14 protein-coding genes are annotated in these 18,261 nt (G+C 73.4%); 5 read left to right on the top strand and 9 right to left on the bottom strand.

Annotated features, from left to right (window positions below):
- Window positions 1-130: 130 nt before the first annotated feature.
- Window positions 131-547 (bottom strand): Fur family transcriptional regulator, encoded by a 417-nt coding sequence (locus DMA15_RS01925; RefSeq protein ID WP_125510924.1) that lies wholly within the window; start codon window positions 545-547, stop codon window positions 131-133.
- Window positions 548-814: 267 nt separating this feature from the next.
- On the opposite strand from DMA15_RS01925, the gene katG reads away from it, so the two are divergent.
- Window positions 815-3,046, top strand: a complete 2,232-nt coding sequence (gene katG, locus DMA15_RS01920) for a catalase/peroxidase HPI (protein WP_125510923.1) — start codon at window positions 815-817, stop codon at window positions 3,044-3,046.
- A 45-nt stretch (window positions 3,047-3,091) separates the two neighbouring features.
- Here katG and DMA15_RS01915 read toward each other — a convergent pair whose 3' ends face one another.
- The 3 genes from DMA15_RS01915 to DMA15_RS01905 all read right to left on the bottom strand — a co-directional run bounded on the left by DMA15_RS01915 (window position 3,092) and on the right by DMA15_RS01905 (window position 7,082).
- Window positions 3,092-4,372, bottom strand: a complete 1,281-nt coding sequence (locus DMA15_RS01915) for a VWA-like domain-containing protein (protein ID WP_125510922.1) — start codon at window positions 4,370-4,372, stop codon at window positions 3,092-3,094.
- A complete protein-coding gene (locus DMA15_RS01910; protein WP_125510921.1) occupies window positions 4,369-5,634 on the bottom strand; it encodes a MoxR family ATPase in 1,266 nt (421 codons plus the stop codon). Before DMA15_RS01910 ends, DMA15_RS01915 begins: the two co-directional genes overlap by 4 nt.
- Window positions 5,635-5,738: 104 nt before the next feature.
- A complete protein-coding gene (locus DMA15_RS01905) occupies window positions 5,739-7,082 on the bottom strand; it encodes a hypothetical protein (RefSeq protein WP_125510920.1) in 1,344 nt (447 codons plus the stop codon).
- A 268-nt stretch (window positions 7,083-7,350) separates the two neighbouring features.
- On the opposite strand from DMA15_RS01905, the gene DMA15_RS01900 reads away from it, so the two are divergent.
- Window positions 7,351-8,715: an FAD-dependent oxidoreductase gene (locus tag DMA15_RS01900; RefSeq protein WP_125510919.1), complete on the top strand. Its 1,365-nt coding sequence runs from the start codon at window positions 7,351-7,353 to the stop codon at window positions 8,713-8,715.
- 188 nt (window positions 8,716-8,903) lie between these two features.
- Here the strand turns inward: DMA15_RS01900 and DMA15_RS01895 are convergent, their stop codons facing one another.
- Complete coding sequence (locus DMA15_RS01895; protein WP_125510918.1) at window positions 8,904-9,530, bottom strand: histidine phosphatase family protein; 627 nt, start codon at window positions 9,528-9,530, stop codon at window positions 8,904-8,906.
- A 188-nt stretch (window positions 9,531-9,718) separates the two neighbouring features.
- Here DMA15_RS01895 and DMA15_RS01890 point away from each other — a divergent pair, with 188 nt between their 5' ends.
- The gene (locus tag DMA15_RS01890) at window positions 9,719-12,817 is read left to right on the top strand and encodes a BTAD domain-containing putative transcriptional regulator (RefSeq protein ID WP_240659650.1); all 3,099 of its coding nucleotides are present in this window, start codon (window positions 9,719-9,721) and stop codon (window positions 12,815-12,817) included.
- Between the two features lie 294 nt (window positions 12,818-13,111).
- On the top strand, window positions 13,112-13,801 hold the full coding sequence (locus tag DMA15_RS01885) for a M15 family metallopeptidase (RefSeq protein WP_125510917.1): 690 nt from the start codon (window positions 13,112-13,114) through the stop codon (window positions 13,799-13,801).
- A 12-nt stretch (window positions 13,802-13,813) separates the two neighbouring features.
- Here the strand turns inward: DMA15_RS01885 and DMA15_RS01880 are convergent, their stop codons facing one another.
- From DMA15_RS01880 to DMA15_RS01870, 3 genes are read right to left on the bottom strand one after another with little or no spacing between them, the layout of a single operon-like run.
- Complete coding sequence (locus DMA15_RS01880) at window positions 13,814-15,163, bottom strand: aldehyde dehydrogenase family protein (protein WP_125510916.1); 1,350 nt, start codon at window positions 15,161-15,163, stop codon at window positions 13,814-13,816.
- Complete coding sequence (locus tag DMA15_RS01875; RefSeq protein WP_125510915.1) at window positions 15,163-15,795, bottom strand: TetR/AcrR family transcriptional regulator; 633 nt, start codon at window positions 15,793-15,795, stop codon at window positions 15,163-15,165. The genes DMA15_RS01880 and DMA15_RS01875 overlap by 1 nt, the downstream gene beginning before the upstream one ends.
- Window positions 15,796-15,798: 3 nt before the next feature.
- Window positions 15,799-16,494, bottom strand: a complete 696-nt coding sequence (locus tag DMA15_RS01870; RefSeq protein WP_125510914.1) for a type 1 glutamine amidotransferase domain-containing protein — start codon at window positions 16,492-16,494, stop codon at window positions 15,799-15,801.
- 156 nt (window positions 16,495-16,650) lie between these two features.
- Between DMA15_RS01870 and DMA15_RS01865 the strand changes: the two genes are divergently transcribed.
- Window positions 16,651-17,610, top strand: a complete 960-nt coding sequence (locus tag DMA15_RS01865; RefSeq protein ID WP_125510913.1) for a DNA-binding protein — start codon at window positions 16,651-16,653, stop codon at window positions 17,608-17,610.
- Here DMA15_RS01865 and DMA15_RS01860 read toward each other — a convergent pair.
- Window positions 17,573-18,151, bottom strand: coding sequence for a TetR/AcrR family transcriptional regulator (locus tag DMA15_RS01860; protein ID WP_125510912.1), 579 nt, complete (start codon window positions 18,149-18,151; stop codon window positions 17,573-17,575). The two genes, DMA15_RS01865 and DMA15_RS01860, sit on opposite strands and share 38 nt — an antisense overlap.
- Window positions 18,152-18,261 lie beyond the last annotated feature (110 nt).

Genomic DNA, 18,261 nt, shown 5'->3' with positions numbered 1-18,261 from the left:
AACCGACGGAACCGCTGCGGTGTCCTGTTGGCAGGACAACGGGGGTATTCCATCGTGGCGCCCCGTCGTCTCCGGCGCAATGAAGCGAAGGATCGGCCATGCCGGTAAGGCGCAGAGTGACGCCGTTGCCTCACAAGCCCGCGCAGTCGGGGCAGTGGCCCCGGTAGGTCACCTCGACCTCGGAGACGGTGTAGCCGAACCGCTCCGAGTCCGGCAGGTCGGTCAGCGGGTCGCCGCCGGGGTGGACGTCCCGGATCGTGCCGCACTCCGAGCAGACCAGGTGCTGGTGGGGGCGGTGGGCGTTCGGGTCGTAGCGCTTGGCGCGGCCGTGGGCCGTCACCTCGACCACCTCGCCGAGCGAGACCAGTTCACCGAGGGTGTTGTAGACCGTGGCGCGGGAGATCTCCGGCAGCCGGGCCGTGGCGCGCGCGAGCACCTCGTCGGCGGTGAGGTGGACGTGGTCGCCGTTGAGCACCTCGGCGACCACCCGGCGCTGAGCGGTCATCCGCCAGCCGCGTCCGCGCAGCCGTTCCAGCAGGTCACTCATGGCCACCAGCCCTCATGTGCCTCGTCGGTGTGCGTCGTCCGCCCGTCGAGTGCGGCGTCCGACAAATGAATCCGTACCGGCCTGTTCGTCGTATTGACTTGGACTAGGTCCATCGTAGGATCGGATCCGGCCGATAGCCAAGGCATAGGCAACAACGGGGAAAGACACGTGACTTCAGCAGCCGGGTCCGCCCTGGGGGCCCGTGTCCGACGGTGCAGCCGTCCGCAGTTCCGAGCATCGTGATCCGCCCCGTCCGGAAGGATTCCCATGACTGAGAACCATGACGCGATCGTCACCGACCCCAAGCCGGAGGAGGTGACCGGCTGTCCGGTCGCGCACGGGCGTGCCCCGCACCCGACCCAGGGCGGCGGAAACCGCCAGTGGTGGCCGGAGCGGCTGAACCTGAAGATCCTCGCGAAGAACCCCGCCGTGGCCAACCCGCTGGGCGAGGAGTTCGACTACGCCGAGGCGTTCAAGGCCCTGGATCTGCCGGCCGTGAAGCGGGACATCGCGGAGGTCCTGACGACCTCGCAGCCCTGGTGGCCCGCCGACTTCGGCCACTACGGCCCGTTCATGATCCGGATGGCCTGGCACAGCGCGGGCACCTACCGCATCAGTGACGGCCGCGGCGGCGCGGGTGCGGGTCAGCAGCGCTTCGCCCCCCTCAACAGCTGGCCGGACAACGCGAGCCTGGACAAGGCCCGCCGTCTGCTGTGGCCGGTCAAGAAGAAGTACGGCCAGAGCATCTCGTGGGCCGACCTCATGATCCTCACCGGCAACGTGGCCCTGGAGTCGATGGGCTTCGAGACCTTCGGCTTCGCCGGTGGCCGCGAGGACGTGTGGGAGCCCGACGAGGACGTCTACTGGGGCCCCGAGACCACCTGGCTCGGCGACGAGCGCTACACCGGCGACCGCGAGCTGGAGAACCCCCTCGGCGCCGTCCAGATGGGCCTGATCTACGTCAACCCCGAGGGCCCGAACGGCAATCCGGACCCGATAGCCGCGGCCCGCGACATCCGCGAGACGTTCCGCCGGATGGCGATGAACGACGAGGAGACCGTCGCCCTGATCGCCGGCGGCCACACCTTCGGCAAGACGCACGGCGCGGGCCCGGCCGACCACGTCGGCGACGACCCCGAGGCCGCCCCGATGGAGCAGCAGGGCCTCGGCTGGAAGAGCTCCTACGGCACCGGCAAGGGCGCCGACACGATCACCAGTGGCCTTGAGGGCATCTGGACGAACACGCCGATCAGCTGGGACAACAGCTTCTTCGAGATCCTCTTCGGCTACGAGTGGGAGCTGTTCAAGAGCCCCGCGGGCGCGCACCAGTGGCGGCCGAAGGACGGCGCCGGGGCCGGGACCGTTCCCGACGCCCACGACGGCTCGAAGACCCACGCGCCGACGATGCTGACGACGGACCTCTCGCTGCGGTTCGACCCGGCGTACGAGCAGATCTCGCGCCGCTTCCTGGCCAACCCCGCCGAGTTCGCGGACGCCTTCGCACGCGCCTGGTTCAAGCTGACCCACCGCGACATGGGTCCGGTCGCGCGCTACCTGGGCCCGGAGGTCCCGGCGGAGACGCTGGTGTGGCAGGACCCGCTGCCCGAGGCGGCGCACGAGGTCATCGACGCCGGGGACATCGCCGCCCTCAAGGGGCAGATCCTCGCCTCCGACCTCTCCGTGTCGCAGCTGGTGTCCACCGCGTGGGCCGCGGCCTCCTCCTTCCGCGGCAGCGACAAGCGCGGCGGCGCCAACGGCGCGCGCATCCGCCTGGAGCCGCAGAGCGGCTGGGAGGTCAACCAGCCCGACCGCCTCGCCACGGTCCTGCGCACCCTTGAGGGCATCAAGGACGCCTTCGACTCCGCGCAGAGCGGCGGCAAGCGGGTCTCGCTCGCCGACCTGATCGTGCTCGCCGGTGCCGCCGGTGTCGAACAGGCCGCCAAGGACGCCGGGTTCGACGTCGAGGTGCCCTTCACGCCGGGCCGGGTGGACGCGACGCAGGAGCAGACGGACGTCGAGTCGTTCGCCGCGCTCGAACCGACCGCCGACGGGTTCCGCAACTACCTCGGCAAGGGCAACCGCCTGCCCGCCGAGTACCTGCTGCTCGACAAGGCCAACCTGCTGACCCTGAGCGCCCCCGAGCTGACGGTCCTCGTCGGCGGCCTGCGCGTCCTCGGCGCCAACTACCAGGAGACGAAGCACGGCGTCCTCACCACCAACCCCGGGACGCTGACCAACGACTTCTTCGTCAACCTCCTCGACCTGGGCACGGAGTGGAAGTCGACGTCCGAGGCGCAGGACATGTTCGAGGGCCGCGACGCCGTCACCGGCGAGGTCAAGTGGACCGGCACCCGCGCCGACCTCGTCTTCGGCTCGAACTCGGAGCTGCGGGCCCTGGCGGAGGTCTACGCCAGCGATGACGCCAAGGAGAAGTTCGTGAAGGACTTCATCGCGGCGTGGGACAAGGTCATGAACCTCGACCGGTTCGACCTGGTCTGATCCGCGTACGCCGTCCGGGCCGGCCCGCGTGGGCCGGCCCGCACGTCATCCGATCTCGACCACGCGTGCCCAGTCGGGCGGCAGGTCCGGCACGTGATCGGGGTCGTCCTCGTCCCACGACCCGTCGGACCCCTGCCGGGGGAAGAGGCCCACGACGGTCCGGCACGGAGGCCGTACGGTCGGCCACGGCGTCTGGCCGTCGGTCAGGACCACGATCACGTCCGGGCGCGGATTCGACCGCAGCGCCCTGGCGAAGCCCGTACGCAGATCCGTGCCCCCGCCGCCCATCAGCGGGATCCCCTCGCCGCGGCACAGCGGGTGCACCAGCCGGGCGGCCGCGTCGCACGGCAGCACGGAGACCAGGTCCCGGCGGCCGCCCACGGCGCGGGAGATCGCGGCGACTTCGAGGAGCGCGCTGCCCAGTTCGGTGTCACTGACCGAGCCGGAGGTGTCGATGACCACGGAGACCCGGGGCGGCCTGCGCCGCAGACTCGGCAGTACGACGCCGGGCACCCCGGCCGAGCGCCGCGCCGGCCTGCCATACGTATAGTCCTCACCCGCACCGGGACCGGAGGCCGCCGAGCGCAGGGCCGCGCCCAGCAACTCCCGCCACGGCTGCGGCGGATGGAACACCTCCTCGGCCCACCGCCGCCAGCCCTCCGGGGCGCTGCCGGGCCGGCCGGTGATGCCCCGCGCCACCCGGAACCGGACCGCGTCGCGCTCCTGCTCGCTGAGCCCGTGCGCGCCTTTCGAGCCCAGCTCCCACTCCCGCGCCAGCCCGTCGGCGCCACTGCCGCAGTCCAGCCAGGCCAGGTGCTGCGTGCGCGGGCCGAGCCGGAACCGACGCAGATACTCCTCCATGAGCGCGCCCGTGGGCAGCCCCAACGACTCGGGTACGACGGCCCCTTCGGGCCGGACGAGACCGTCGCCGAACACGTCGTCATTGATCTCCAGATCGGCGGCGATGTTCATCCGCAGCCGTTCTCCCGGGCCCCTCAGCCCGCGTTCCCGGGCGACCCGGTCAGCGCGCCCGTGGTGGTCGCGCAGCAGATGGGACACCTCGTGCACCCACACCCCGGCCAGCTCCTCCACCGGCGTCCGGTCGACGAACGCCGGTGAGACGTAGCACCGCCAGTGCCGGTCCACGGCCATCGTCGGTACCTGCCGCGACGCGACGGTGTGCAGGGCGAACAGGGCCGCCGCCAGATAGGGCCGGGCGCGGGCGGCATGCAACCGGGCGGCGTACAGCTTGTCGAGGTCGAGGTCGAGGTCGAGGTCGAGGTCGAGCTTGTCGCGTTCCGGCGCGTGCGGCGCGTCCGTGGTCATCGGCGTGCCTGGGTGGCCGCCGCGGCACGGGCCGCCGCGCGGTCGGCCCGCCGGGACAGGGAGACCGTTCCGGTGAGGCGTTCGATCGACTCCGGGACGTCCCAGTCCGCGCGGCGCAGCGAGGCGAGCGTCGTCGCGGGGACGACGACCAGGTCCGGGGCCCCGGTCTCCACCGCCCGCACCAGCAGGGCCCATGCCGCCTCCCAGCGGGACTTGTCCGGCTTGCGGTGCACCGCGTCCACCACGCCGTCGAGCACGGCCTGGCGCAGGTCCCCCCGTTCGGGAAGGGCGGCGTGGGCCGGGTCGGCGAGGAGCGTCTCGGGGTCCGGGAGGTCCATCCGGTCCAGGCTCGCCAGGAGTTCGAACCCCGGGCCGTCCCCCACGGCGCCCCTGACGAGCAGGGAGAGCACCTCGCGGGACGAGCCGGCGGCGGTCGCGAAGGCGATCAGGCGCAGCGCCGTCTCCCAGCTGCGGGGGGAGGGCCAGGCGCCGCCCCGGCGCGTCTCGTTGCCGGGGAGCTGGTGGACGAGTCGGGGCCGGGCGGAGAGGAGTCCGCAGACCGCGCGCCGGGCGAAGGCCACGGCCTCCGGCAGCTTCTCCGGGGCGAGTCGGGGAAGGGCCGCCCGGGGCCAGGTGCCGCCGAGTCCGCGTACGACGACGTCGTGGTCGTGGACCCACTGGAGGTGGACGAACCGGTTGGCGAGGGGAGGGCTCAGCTCCCAGCCGTCGGCCGCCGACGACCGGGGGTTGGCGGCGGCCACGATCCGCACGCCGGGCGGCAGGCGCAGGGCACCGATCCGCCGTTCGAGGACGAGGCGGAGCAGGGCGGCCTGCACGGCCGGGGGCGCGGTGGACAGCTCGTCCAGGAACAGCAGCCCGCGGCCGGCCCGCACCAGGCGCACGGCCCAGTCCGGCGGGGCCATCGGGACGCCGTGCTCCGCCGGGTCGTCACCGACGACGGGCAGCCCGGAGAAGTCGGACGGCTCGTGGACACTGGCGATCACCGTGGTCAGCGGCAGGTCGAGGGTCGCGGCGAGCTGCGTCAGGGCGGCGGTCTTGCCGATGCCCGGCTCGCCCCACAGCAGTACGGGCAAATCGGCGGCGACGGCCAGGGTCAGCGCTTCCAGCTGGGTGTCGGGGCGCGGCTCGGTGGTGGTGTCCCGCAGCAGGGTCAGCAGGTCGTCGGCGACGTCGAGTTGGGCGGGGCCACCGGAGCCGGAGGGAGTGGTGGTGGGGGAGAGGGGCGGGGTGTACGTGGGCATGTGTGATCACCTTTGGGGTCGATGTGGCGTGCGGTGTGGGGTGTGCGGTGTCATGGGGGGGCATGGGCGCTATGGCGGAGGGCCTGAAGGCCTCCGGCCCGAGGTCAGCGCAGGGTTGAGTGACGTGGGCCCGAGCGGAGCGGGCGTGTCCGACGGCCGGGGGTGTGGCCCCGTGTCGGCGGGACGCGTTCGGGTGCGGGCCCCAACAGACCGGCCCTGTACAGCCCGTAGGTGATCCGCCCCTGTATGGCCCGCTCCCACTCGTCGCGCAGAGCGCCGTCGCGCAGCACCGCGGCGGGGCCGAGCAGGTTCTCGACGACGGCCATCGCACCGGCGGTGTCACCGTGGCGCAGGCGTTCGCGGACATCGGTGAGGCAGGCCGGATCGCGGTGTGCCGTGTCGATCGCCTGGAGGCAGGGGAGCGGTGTGCCGCCCAGCGCGGCCAGCAGCTCTTCGCGCCGGATCTCGGCCGGGTCGTGGTCCAGGGCGGTCAGCGTCCCGTCCACCAGGCCGATGCGGTGTTCGGCTCCACGGCACTTCACCGGGCGCGGCCGTCCCGCCCCCTCCGCGGCCGGGGGCGGCCCGGTCGCGGAGCAGCCCGGGGCCAGCGCCGACGCGACCAGGGGGTGCAGCCGTTCGACCTCGATCGCGCCGCTGCGGACCAGCTCCACGTCGGGCGGCACCCAGGTCGCCGCGTCGGGCAGGACCGGCAGCGCGGAAACGCTGCCGCCAAGGGGCGCGGGCGCGATATGGGGAGCGCCGACGCCATCCCCGTACCGCTCCAGGACGAGCCGCTGTCGGGCGCCGACCCGCACGGCGACGGGTCCGGGCGGCCGTCCGTCGGCGCGGAGCAGGAGGTCTGCCTCGGCCGCCCACCGGTCCACCGCCCACCGGCGGCTGTTCCCGCCCCGCGTCCGCAGCTCGTCGGTCCTGCGTACGTCCCACAGGTGGCGGTGCAGATCGAGGCGGAACCGCCGACTGGGGTGCGGGTGCGGATGGCGCGCGGCGGTGGTGTTGGCAGGGGAGCCGTCCCACAGGGCGAGGCTGATCCGCTGGCCGGAGTCCGCCCACGCCGGTGGCGTCCTGGCCACCAGGTGCAGCGGGCCGGGGCCATCGCGCCCCGCGTCGGCGTAGCGAGCCAGGGAGATGGTCAGGCCGGGGCGGAGCAGCCCGTCGGGGGCGATCCGCGGCATGTGCCAGCGCAGGAGGTCGGGGGCGAGGTGGCGCAGGTCGGCCCGGAGCCGGGCGGCGAGTTCCGAGCCGTGGGTGCGCGCCACGGAACGCGGAGGGAAGTCGACGTCGATGCCTGCGGCGGCGCACGCCCCGGCCCAGTCGCCGACGAGACGGCGGGCGGTCGCAGACTCGATCATGGGCGGCGGCACGGCGAACTCTCGCACGCGCGGCCAGAAGGAGAGGCGGGAATCCCCGAGCGCGGTGTGGGTGAGCATCAGCACTCACCTTGCGCGGACGGGTCCCCCAATCTGTGATCAGAATGAGTCGTCATCGCGGCGACCTTATCGCTCCACCGTTCGATCTACCAGGTATTTTCGGCGAGTTCGCGGTGCGGCCGGGGAGGCCGGACCCATAAGGCGGACCGATGGGGGACTCATAAGGCTGGCTTATGAGGTCATAAAGCCGACCCGGCTACTTACTTAGGTTTGCCTTAGTTTAGGCTTCCCGGGAAGTCCCCCATCACCGCTCGAAGGGAACCTGAACATGCCTCGCCCTCTGCGGGTAGCCATTGTCGGTGCCGGACCTGCCGGGATCTACGCTGCCGACGCGCTGCTGAAGTCCGCGGTGGCCGTCGAACCCGGTGTGTCGATCGACCTCTTCGAGCGGATGCCGGCGCCGTTCGGGCTGATCCGTTACGGCGTCGCGCCCGACCACCCGCGCATCAAGGGCATCATCACGGCCCTGCACCAGGTGCTCGACAAGCCCCAGATCCGCCTCTTCGGCAACGTGGACTATCCGAGCGACATCAGCCTGGACGACCTGCGCACCTTCTACGACGCGGTGATCTTCTCCACGGGAGCGACCGCCGACCGCGCCCTGGACATACCGGGCATCGACCTCGACGGCTCCCACGGCGCCGCCGACTTCGTCTCCTGGTACGACGGCCACCCCGACGTGGAGCGGACCTGGCCCCTGGACGCCGAGAAGGTCGCCGTCCTCGGCGTCGGGAACGTCGCGCTCGACGTGGCACGCGTCCTCGCCAAGACCGCCGACGAGCTGCTGCCCACCGAGATCCCGGCCAACGTGTACGAGGGCCTGAAGGCCAACAAGGCGCTGGAGGTCCACGTCTTCGGCCGCCGCGGGCCCGCGCAGGCGAAGTTCAGCCCGATGGAGCTGCGCGAGCTGGACCACTCGCCGAACATCGAGGTCATCGTCGACCCCGAGGACATCGACTACGACGAGGGCTCCATCGCCACGCGGCGCGGCAACAAGCAGGCCGACATGGTCGCCAAGACCCTGGAGAACTGGGCGATCCGCGACGTCGGCGACCGCCCGCACAAGCTCTTCCTGCACTTCTTCGAGTCGCCCGTCGAGATCCTCGGCGAGGACGGCAAGGTCGTCGGCCTGCGCACCGAGCGCACCGCCCTCGACGGCACCGGCAACGTCAAGGGCACCGGCGAGTTCAAGGACTGGGACCTCGGCGCCGTCTACCGCGCCGTCGGCTACCTCTCCGACGAACTGCCCAAGCTGCCCTGGGACGTCGCCTCGGGCACCGTCCCGGACCAGGCGGGCCGCGTGATCGAGGAGACCGGCGAGCACCTTCGGTCGACGTACGTCACCGGCTGGATCCGCCGCGGCCCCGTGGGCCTCATCGGCCACACCAAGGGCGACGCCAACGAGACCGTCGCCAGCCTCCTCGACGACCACGAGAACGGCCGCCTGCACACCCCCGAGGCCCCCGCCCCCGAGGCCGTCGACGCCTTCCTCAGCGAGCGGAACGTCCGCTTCACCACGTGGGACGGCTGGTACCGCCTCGACGCCGCCGAGAAGGCGCTGGGCGAGCCGCAGGGCCGCGCGCGCGTGAAGATCGTGGAGCGCGAGGAGATGCTCGACGCGAGCGGCGCCTGAAGTCTCCCGTCCGGTTTGGGGGGCGGTGCGGGTGGCTCCCTTAGGGGCGCGGGGAACTGCGCGATCAGCCACGACGGATCCGCGGATGCGGGAGGGTTTTCGCGTGCGGGTCCGCGTGGGTTGCGCGCGCAGTTCCCCGCGCCCCTGACGGGGCGCCCCCGGCGTGGCGCCTGCGGGGCCTTTTGTCGTCAGTCGAGGTGACGTGTGTCGCCGAGGCTGACGACCTGCCGGTTGTGGAAGAAGTCGTCCTCGCGCAGCACCGTGATGCTGCCGGAGGGCGCCCGGAAACTGACCGAGTGGAGCGACGCGTACGGCATCTTGATCCAGGCCGCCACGACGAACGTCAGGGCGAAACCGTGCGTCACGACGATCTGGTGGGCGCAGGGACGGCGCAGCAGCTCGTCCATGGCCTCGTACACGCGCCGCGCGCACTCCCCTCTGGTCTCCGACCCCGTGATGCCCTCGTGGTGGCCCATTCGGTCGCCCTCGGCGGGCGGCGGGACGAACCGCTGGTCCAGCCACTCCTGCGGCCGCCCCTCGGCCTCCCCGTAGGACTTCTCCCGCAGCCTGCGGTCGAGCACCGGCTCCACGCCGAGGAGTTCGCCCGCCGCTCGCGCCGTCTCCCGCGCGCGGCGCAGATCCGATGAGACCAGCTCCACCTCCGCGCCCTCGGGGATCTCGGCCCGCAGTGCCCGGGCGATGGCGGCCGCCGCCGTGCGGCCCGCCGGGGTGAGGCGCGAGTCGTGCCAGCCGCCGACCACGCGCTCGAGGTGATGGGTCGCCTCCGGGTGGGCGATGACGTACAAGCTGCGCATGCGTGCCTGCCTTTCGTGGGAGTGACCACCATGCTTCACGAGTGGCTGATTCCACGTGCCGGGAAGGGAGTTGGCGCCGAGCGGACGTACCATGACCAGTCGATCGGGGGCAGGGGCACGGTGAAGGGCTCGGGGAGCGGGGATCACGGAGCGGGGGCGGTGCGGGGCAAGGACCCATGGAGATGGGCGTGGACACGGACATGCACTACCGCTTGCTGGGACCGGTCGAGGCGTGGCGCGAGGGCCGTCGCCTGGCGCTCGGCGGCCCCAAACCCCGGGCGCTGCTCGCCGCGCTGCTCCTGGAGCCCGGCCGGGTGGTCTCCGCCGACGCCCTGATCGACGCGATCTGGGGCGACAGGCCGCCGGACACGGCACGGTCCCTCATCCAGTCGTACGTCTCCGCGCTGCGCCGCGCCCTTTCCGCCGATGTCATCGAGACACAACCGCCCGGCTATCTGATCCACGCGGACGCGGAGGTCGTCGACCGCGTCGCGTTCGAACGGCTGACCGCGCAGGGGCGGCGGGCGGCGGCCGCCGGTGATCACGCCGCCGCCGCCCGGCTCCTGAGCGAGGCCCTCGCGCTCTGGCGCGGCCCCGCGCTCGGCGGGATAGGCGAGACGCTCCGCGCCATGGCCGACCAGCTGGAGGAGGCCCGGCAGGCGGCGCTGGAGGAGCGCATCGCCGCCGACCTCGCCCAGGCGGGCCGCGAGACGGAACTGGTCGCCGAACTCACCGCCCTCGTCGCCACGCATCCCACGCGCGAACGGCTGCGCGGCCAGCTCATGCTCGCCCTCTACCGGCTGGGCAGGCAGGCCGACGCGCTCGCGGTGTACGCGGAGGGCCGCGACGTACTCGCCGAAGAGCTGGGCATCGACCCCGGGCCGGGGCTCCGGGCGATGCACGAGGCCATCCTGCGGGCGGACGAGGAACTGCTGCCCGCCGCGGAGAGCGCGCCGGTGGCCGCCGAGGGCGACCGCGGGCCCGGGCCCGCCGCACGCTCCCGCGACGAGAACCCCGTGCCCGCCCCGGCCCTGCTGCCGCCCGCCATCGGCGACTTCACCGGACGCGAGGCGCAGCTGCGTGAGGTGCGGGACGCGCTGACGGGGCCGGAACCGCGCGAGACCATGCCCGTGGTCGCCGTCACCGGACCCGGCGGCGTCGGCAAGTCCGTCCTCGGGGTCACCGCCGCCCACCGCGTCGCCGACGCCTATCCCGACGGACAGCTCTACGCCGAACTGCGCGGCGCCACCGACCCCGTGGCCCCCGGCGAGGTGCTCGGCCGCCTGCTGCGCGCCCTCGGCGCCAACCCGCCCGAGGGCGACGCCGAGCGCAGGGACCTCTTCCGCAGCCTGGTGGCGGGGCGCCGCGTCCTGCTCGTGCTCGACGACGCGGGCAGCGAGTCCCAGGTGCGCCCGCTGCTCCCGGGCAGCGCCACCTGCGGCGTGCTGATCACCGCGCGCGCCCGGCTCGGCGCCCTGCCGTGCACCCACCGCACCGACCTCGACGTGCTCGACACACGGCCCGGCGCCGACCTCCTCGCCCGCGTCGCCGGCGCGGAACGCGTCCGCGACGAGCCCGACGCCGTCCGCCGCATCGTCGAGCTGTGCGGCGGCCTCCCGCTGGCCCTGCGCATCGCCGGGGCCCGCCTCGCCACCCGCAGACACTGGACGGCGCGCACGCTCGCCGAAAGGCTCGCCGACGAACACCACCGCCTGGACGAACTCTCCGTCGGCGACCTGGAGGTCCGCGCCGGACTCGGCCTGAGCTACCGGGCCCTAGACGCCCCCGCCCGCACCGCGCTGCGCCGCATCGGCCTGCTCGCCGCGCCCGACGTCGCCTCCTGGGTGGTCGCCGCCCTGCTCGACGTGGCGGAGGCCGACGCCGACCGCGTCGTGGAGCAGCTGATCGACGCCCAGCTGCTGCACTGCACCGTCGTCGACCGCGCCGGACAGCCCCGCTACCGGCCGCACGACCTCGTACGGGTGTACGCCGCCGAGCGCGCCGAGGCCGAGGACACCCCCGCCGAACGCTCCGCCGCCGTCGGCAGGGCGCTCGGCGCCGGGCTCTGGCTCACCGGCCGCGTCGCCTCCGCCACGCCGTCCGGCGCGGTCGAACTGCACCGCGGCTTCCTGGACTCGGGCGGCCCGGTCGGCGCCGCATCCGACGCCATGCGCCACCTCGTACGGCCCGTCGGGCCCGAGGCCACCCGGCGGGCGCTCGCCGACCCGGCCGCCTGGTTCGAGGCCGAGGCCGACGCGTTCGCCGCCGCCGTCGAGCGCGCCGCCGCCTACGACCTGCACACCCTGGCCTGCGAGGCGGCCGCCGCCCTGTGCTCGTCCGCGTACGCCGTCGGCAACCGTTTCGAGGCCTGGTGGCGCAGCCACGACGCGGCCCTGGCCGCCGCCCGCCGTGCCGAGGACCACTCCGGAGAGGCCCTGCTCCTCATCGGCCTCGGTCAACTCCGCTACGAACAGGACCGGTTCGCCGAGTCGCAGGACTACTTCCGCCAGGCCGCCGGGCTCTGCGCGGAACTCGGCGACGCGCGCGGCCGGGCCGCCGCCCTCGCCGGACTCGGCAGCGCCCTGCGCGAGGCGGGCCGGCTGCGCGCCGCACTCGACGTGCTCGCCCAGGCCGTCGAGGGCTTCCGCGGGCTCCACGACGACCCGGGACTCGGGCTCTCCTGCCGGTTCGCCGGCACGGTCCACCTCGAACTGGGCGAACACGAGGAGGCGTTCGTCCTCCTCGACGAATCCCTGCGGGCCTACCGCAGGCTCGGCAGCCGCCGCGGCGAGGCGCTGACGCTGCGCTCGCTCAGCCTCGTGCACCGCGCGCTCGGCGCCTACGAGAAGGCGCTGGAGCTGGCGGACGCGGCGGTGGAGCTGCTGCGCCTCATCGGGGACCCGCTGATGTCGGCGTACGCGGTACAGGCGAGGGCCAAGTGCCGCTTCCGCCTGGGCCACTGCGACGAGGCGGCCGCCGACCTGCGGGGCGTCCTGGAGACCTGCCGCGACCACCACGACCGCTTCGGCGAAGCGCTCGCCCTGCGCACGCTCGGCGAGTGCGAACTCGCCGCGGGCCGCCCCGACGCCGCCGAGAAGCACCTGACCGCGGCGGCCGCGCACTGGGCCGCGCTGGAGCTGCCGCTGCCGCGCGCCCGCACCCTGCGGGACCTGGCCGCGGCACGTGAGGCCGCGGGCGACCCCGCGCGGGCGCGCGCGTTGCGGGCCGAGGCGCGGGAGGTCTTCGCCGCGTACGAGGCACGGGAGCGGGATGAGCCGGGGGTCTGACCGTTCTCGCCGCGGGCCGTACCGCACCCGGCACGGGGCACTTGCCGTGGATTTGCAGAGAACTTGCAGCGGCCCGCGCGATGCTCTACATGTCGGCGGCACCAAGGGGCCGGCGGCAACGGGGGATCTAACGGGGGAAAGGCCACTGTTGCCTCGCACGGCCCATACGACCGCGACAGTCGGCCGTATGGGCCGTCCTTCGCGTGGGGCCACCGCAAGATGGGGGACTCCGGGGGCGGGCTGCGGCCCGCCCCCGGAGCTGTGCCCGCCACTCCTGACACGAAGGGGCCGAGCATGCCGCCGATCATCCTCATGAGCGATCCCCGCGTGGTCGACATCCCGGTCCACGAATGCGGCGAGGCCCTCGTCGACCTGCGTCACCTGCCGTTCGTAGACGTCGACGAACGCCTCGCGGACCCGGCGGGGGCCTACGCCCAGCTGCGCGAGGGCGTCGCCTGGCGGCTGGCCCGCGCCGCCCGGCTGCTCCCCGAGGGGCTGCGGCTGCTGGTCACCGAGGGCTACCGCCCGCTCGACCTCCAGATCAGGTACTTCGAGGAGTACGCGGCCGAACTCAGACGCGCCCACCCCGACTGGTCGGACGACCACCTCCACCGGCAGACGAGCCGCTCCCTGTCACCGCCGGAGGTCGGCCCGCACGTCGCGGGCGCCGCCGTCGACGTGACGCTGTGCACCACCGCCGGGACCGAACTCGACCTCGGGACACCGGTGAACGCCAGCCCCGAGGAGAGCGACGGCGCCTGCTACACGGACACCGACCGCATCTCCGCCGCGGCCCGCCGCAACCGCCGCACCCTCGGCGCGGCGCTCGCCACGGCGGGCCTGGTCAACTACCCCACGGAGTGGTGGCACTGGTCCTACGGCGACCGCTACTGGGCCCATACGACCAGCGCCCCCACCGCCCACTACGGCCCGGTGAGCTTCGGCGCGCGCACCGGGCCGCAAGGCGTGACACCCCAGCCATAGCCAGCAGTTGGCTCAGCCGAGGGGCACGTCGAGGCGCGCGCGGCGGTGGCTGAACGCCGCGAGGGAGTGCGGGCCGTGGTAGCTGCCCATGCCGCTCTCACCGACGCCGCCGAAGGGCAGGTCGGAGACGCGCAGGTGGGCCATCGGCAGGCCGAAGCCGAGCCCGCCCGACGAGGTCTCCGCGGCGAGGCGTCGCCGGGTGGTCTCGTTCTCCGTGAAGCCGTAGAGCGCGAGCGGCTTGTCGCGGTCGTTGATGAAGGCGATGGCCTCGTCCAGGTCAGCGACCTCGACGAGGGGCAGGACGGGACCGAAGATCTCCTCCCGCATGACGGGGTCGTCCCCCGTCACCCCGGCCAGGACGGTCGGCGCGATGTAGAGGTCGTCGCGGTCGGTGCGCCCGCCGAACACCCTCGTGCCGGAGTCGAGCAGCGCGGACACGCGGTCGAAGTGCCGCTGGTTCACCATGCGCCCGTACGCCTCGGAGGACTGCGGGTCAGGACCGAACAGGCCTTCCACGGCCTCGGCGAGGGCGACTTCGAGGGCGCGTGCGGTGGCCGGGTCGGTCAGGACGTAGTCGGGCGCCACGCAGGTCTGGCCCGCGTTGCGGAACTTGGCGTCCGCCAGGCGCGCGGCCACCACGGAGACGTCGGTGTCCTGGTCGACGAAGACCGGTGACTTGCCGCCCAGTTCGAGCGTGACGGGGGTCAGGTGCTCAGCGGCGGCGCGCATCACGATGCGGCCGACCGTGCCGTTGCCGGTGTAGAAGATGTGGTCGAAGCGCTGGGCGAGCAGCGCAGTGGTCTCCGGGATGCCGCCCTCGACGACGGCGACCGCCTCCGGGTCCAGGTAACGGGGCACGAGGCGGGCCATCAGCTCCGAGGTCGCGGGGGCCAGCTCGCTCGGCTTGAGCAGGATGGCGTTGCCCGCGGCGAGCGCACCGGCGACCGGCACGAGCGAGAGCTGGACGGGGTAGTTCCAGGGCGCGATGACCAGCACGGTGCCCAGTGGTTCGTACTGCGTACCGGCGGTGGAACCCTGCGGCAGCCCGGCGAGGGACTCCTGGTCGAGCGAGGTCGGGGTGAGCCACTGGGCCAGGTGGGCCAGCGTGTGGTCGATCTCGTGCACGGGGAGGTCGACCTCGGCGGCGTACGCCTCGCGGCGGGGCTTGCGCAGGTCGCTGTGGAGCGCGTCGGCGATCGCCTCGCGGTTCTCGGTGAACAGGGCGCGCAGCCGCCGCAGCTGCTCCTCGCGCCAGGCGAGGGGGCGGGTGCGGCCGGTGGCGAAAGTGGCGCGCAGCCGGGCCACGAGCGCCGCGGTGTCTTCCCTGAGGGATATGTCGGTGGTCTCGGTGGTCGTGGTCATCAGGATGTTCCTCGGGTGGTACTGGGTACGGGGTCGGTGCTGTGGCCGCGGGGGGCGTGGAGCCCGCCGGGGCCTGGGGAGGTGGGGGCCGCGCCGAGCAGGCCGGTCGCGAGCGCGGAGGTCGCGGGGGCCAGCAGGTCGCGGGCGCCCGGCATCGATTCGAGGCCGACGACCAGCGCGACGCAGATGTCGGCGGCCTCGGGCGGGGTGACGCCCTTCGCCGTGCCCGCCTCGGTGAACAGGGCGGTCAGCAGATCCCGCAGGTCCGTGGTGAACGTCGTGCAGATCTCGCCGAACAGCCGGGTCTTCCCGTCGAGAAGCTCCGTGGCGTGCGGGGAGTCCCCGGCGAGCTGGAGCACGAGGTCGAGCTTGGCGGCAAGGACGCCGCGCAGCCGCTCCTCGTGGGGGGCGTCCGCCTCGGCCGCCTCCCGGGCCCGCCGGAGCGCCTGTTCGTGGAGGCGTCCGGCGAGCCGGCGGAAGGCGTCGTCCTTGTTGCGCACGTACTGGTAGACCGCGGACCGGGACACACCCATGGCGGAGGCGATGTCGTCCATCGTGGTGCGTCGCGCGCCGTACCGCGTCAGGCAGTCGTAGGCGGCGTCGAGGACCTCGTCGAGCCGGTCGGCGGCCATGGCTCAGGCCAGCTTCTTCAGCAGCTCGGCGGCGAGCGGGGCGGAGGAGGCGGGGTTCTGGCCCGTGACGAGGTTGCGGTCGACGACGACCTTCGGGGCCCACGGCTCGCCCTCCTGGAAGTCGACGCCGGCCTCGACGAGGCGGTCCTGGAGCAGCCACTTGGCCCGCTCGGCCAGACCGGCCTGGGTCTCCTCGGCGTTGGTGAAGCCGGTCAGGCGGTACCCGGCGAAGGCGTTCGAACCGTCGTCCTTCGTGGCGGCGAGCAGGGCGGCCGGGGCGTGGCAGACCACACCCAGCGGCATGCCGATCTCCAGGGCGAGGGTGAGGAGCCTGCCGGAGTCGGCGTTGACCGCGAGGTCCTCCATGGGGCCATGGCCGCCGGGGTAGAAGACGGCGGCGTAGTCGGCGAGGTCCACGTCCTCCAGCTTGATCGGGCCCTGCAGTTCGGTGAAGGCGGCGAGCGAGGCGGCGACCTTGTCCGCGCCTTCCTGACCGCCGTTGGCCTCGGGGGCGAGGGAGCCGCGGTCGACGGTGGGGACCACGCCGCCCGGCGTGGCGACGACGACCTCGTGGCCCGCGGCCTTGAACGCCTCGTAGGGGGCGACGGCCTCCTCGGCCCAGAAGCCGGTGGGGTGCTTGCTGTCGTCCGCCAGCGTCCACTGGTCGGCGCCGGTGACAACGAAAAGGATCTTCGACATGGTGGGGTCTCCGGGGGTGTGGGTCTGACGTTCTGTGCTCAGAGCGTCAGTGCGGCGATATCTCGACCGTAGACCCAACGGACATAAGTATCCAATGCGGAAATAAATACGAGCTATCGGAAAACCGATGGGGCTTCTCGGAATAACGTTTCCGGCATGGCTCAAGCGAAAGAGGCGCCGGGGCGGGACGGGGAGCGGCCCCTCTCGTCGGTCCCCGGAGTCGCGAGCACCCTCCGCCACCTCCTCCACCTGGACGCCACGCGGGGCGCCCGCGCGGCCGTGCCCGCGCTGCGCGAGGCCGTACGGCGCGTGCCCGAGCTGTCCACCGAGCCGGAAATCCTGCGCGGCCCGGACGCTGAGCTGCTCGCGGCGCTCGCCGAGTTGTGCGAGGTCATCGGCTGGATCCTCTTCGACGCCGGATTCCACCGCCGCGCCCACCGGGCGAACGCGCGGGCCCTTGCCCTCGCGGAGCTGTGCGGCGACCGCTGGACGGCGCGCCTCGTGCTCCTGAACCACAGCATGCTCCAGGCCCACACCGGCAGGCCCCGCGCCGCCCTGGAGACCGCCTGCCGGGTGTACGGCCCCCGCGCCCTCCCGCCCAGGGTCGAGACGCTCGCCCTGATCCGCCGGGCCCATGCCCTCGCCCTGCTCGGTGCCGCCCGCCAGGAGCCCGAGGCGCTGCTCGCCCGCGCCCGCAGCCGCTTCCTGGACGGCGTCTGTCGCCACGACCCGCCCTGGGCCTGGTGGATCGACGACACCGAACTCCTCGGCCACCAGGGCTGGGTCCTCGCCCGGCTGCACCGCTGGGACCGGGCGATCCCGCTGCTGCACCGGGCCGCGACGGCCCCCGGGGGCCCCGCCTATCGCGAGCTGTTCGGCGCGCAGCTGCTGGCGGCGCTCGCGGGGGCCGGGGCCTGGCGGGAGGCCGAGGACGTCCTCGCCGACCTCGCGCCCCGCGCCGCCCGCCTCCGGTCCACCCGCACGGCGGAGTCGCTCACCGCCACGGCGCTCCGGCTGCGCGCCGGCACCAAAGCCAGCGCCTCGCTGCGTGAGGGCGCGGTCTACCTTCTGGACATGCTCAGCGCCCCGGAGCCCCGGCCTTCAGTCCGTCCATGACGAGGTCCATGAGGCGTCCCGCGCGCGCCTCCCAGTCGCCGTGCGGGTCGATCTGCCACAGCCCCGCGATGGCGAGCAGGAAGTCGTCGGGGCTCACGCCGGGCCGGATGGTGCCCGCCTTCTCGTTCGCCTCCAGGAGGACCGCCACGGCGTGGGTCAACGGGCCGCGGCCCACCCCGGCGAGACTGCCGAGCGCGCTGGTCGCCCGGCGGATGGCGTCGGCCAGGCCCGCCTTGGCCATCGCGTACTGCACGAGGCGGTCCATCCACTCCCGCAGGGCCTGGTCGGGCGGGCGGGTGTGGAGCAACTGGCAGGCCGCGTCGGAGACTTGCTGGACCTCGTAGCGGTACACCTCAAGGACGAGCGCCTCGCGGTTGGGGAAGTTGCGGTAGAACGTGCCCTGGCCGACGCCGGCTTTCCGTGCGATCACGCTCAACGGCGCGTCGCTCGCCCGCGTCAGCTCCACCAGGGCCACTTCCAGGATGCGCTCGCGGTTGCGCTGCGCGTCCGAGCGCAAGGGTGCGTCCTTGTGCTGCCCCACTCGCTCTCCTCCCGCGCCTCACGGCCCGATTCGGCCTTGCTAAGCGGACAGGTGTCCGCTAAGTTCGAAGGCTCATGGACAGCTGTCCACTTAGGGTCACCATAGCGCCG

The sequence above is a fragment of the Streptomyces sp. WAC 01529 genome, from assembly GCF_003945545.1.
GTDB classification, from domain to species: domain Bacteria; phylum Actinomycetota; class Actinomycetes; order Streptomycetales; family Streptomycetaceae; genus Streptomyces; species Streptomyces anatolicus.
This window is presented reverse-complemented; position numbering and strand designations above follow the sequence as displayed.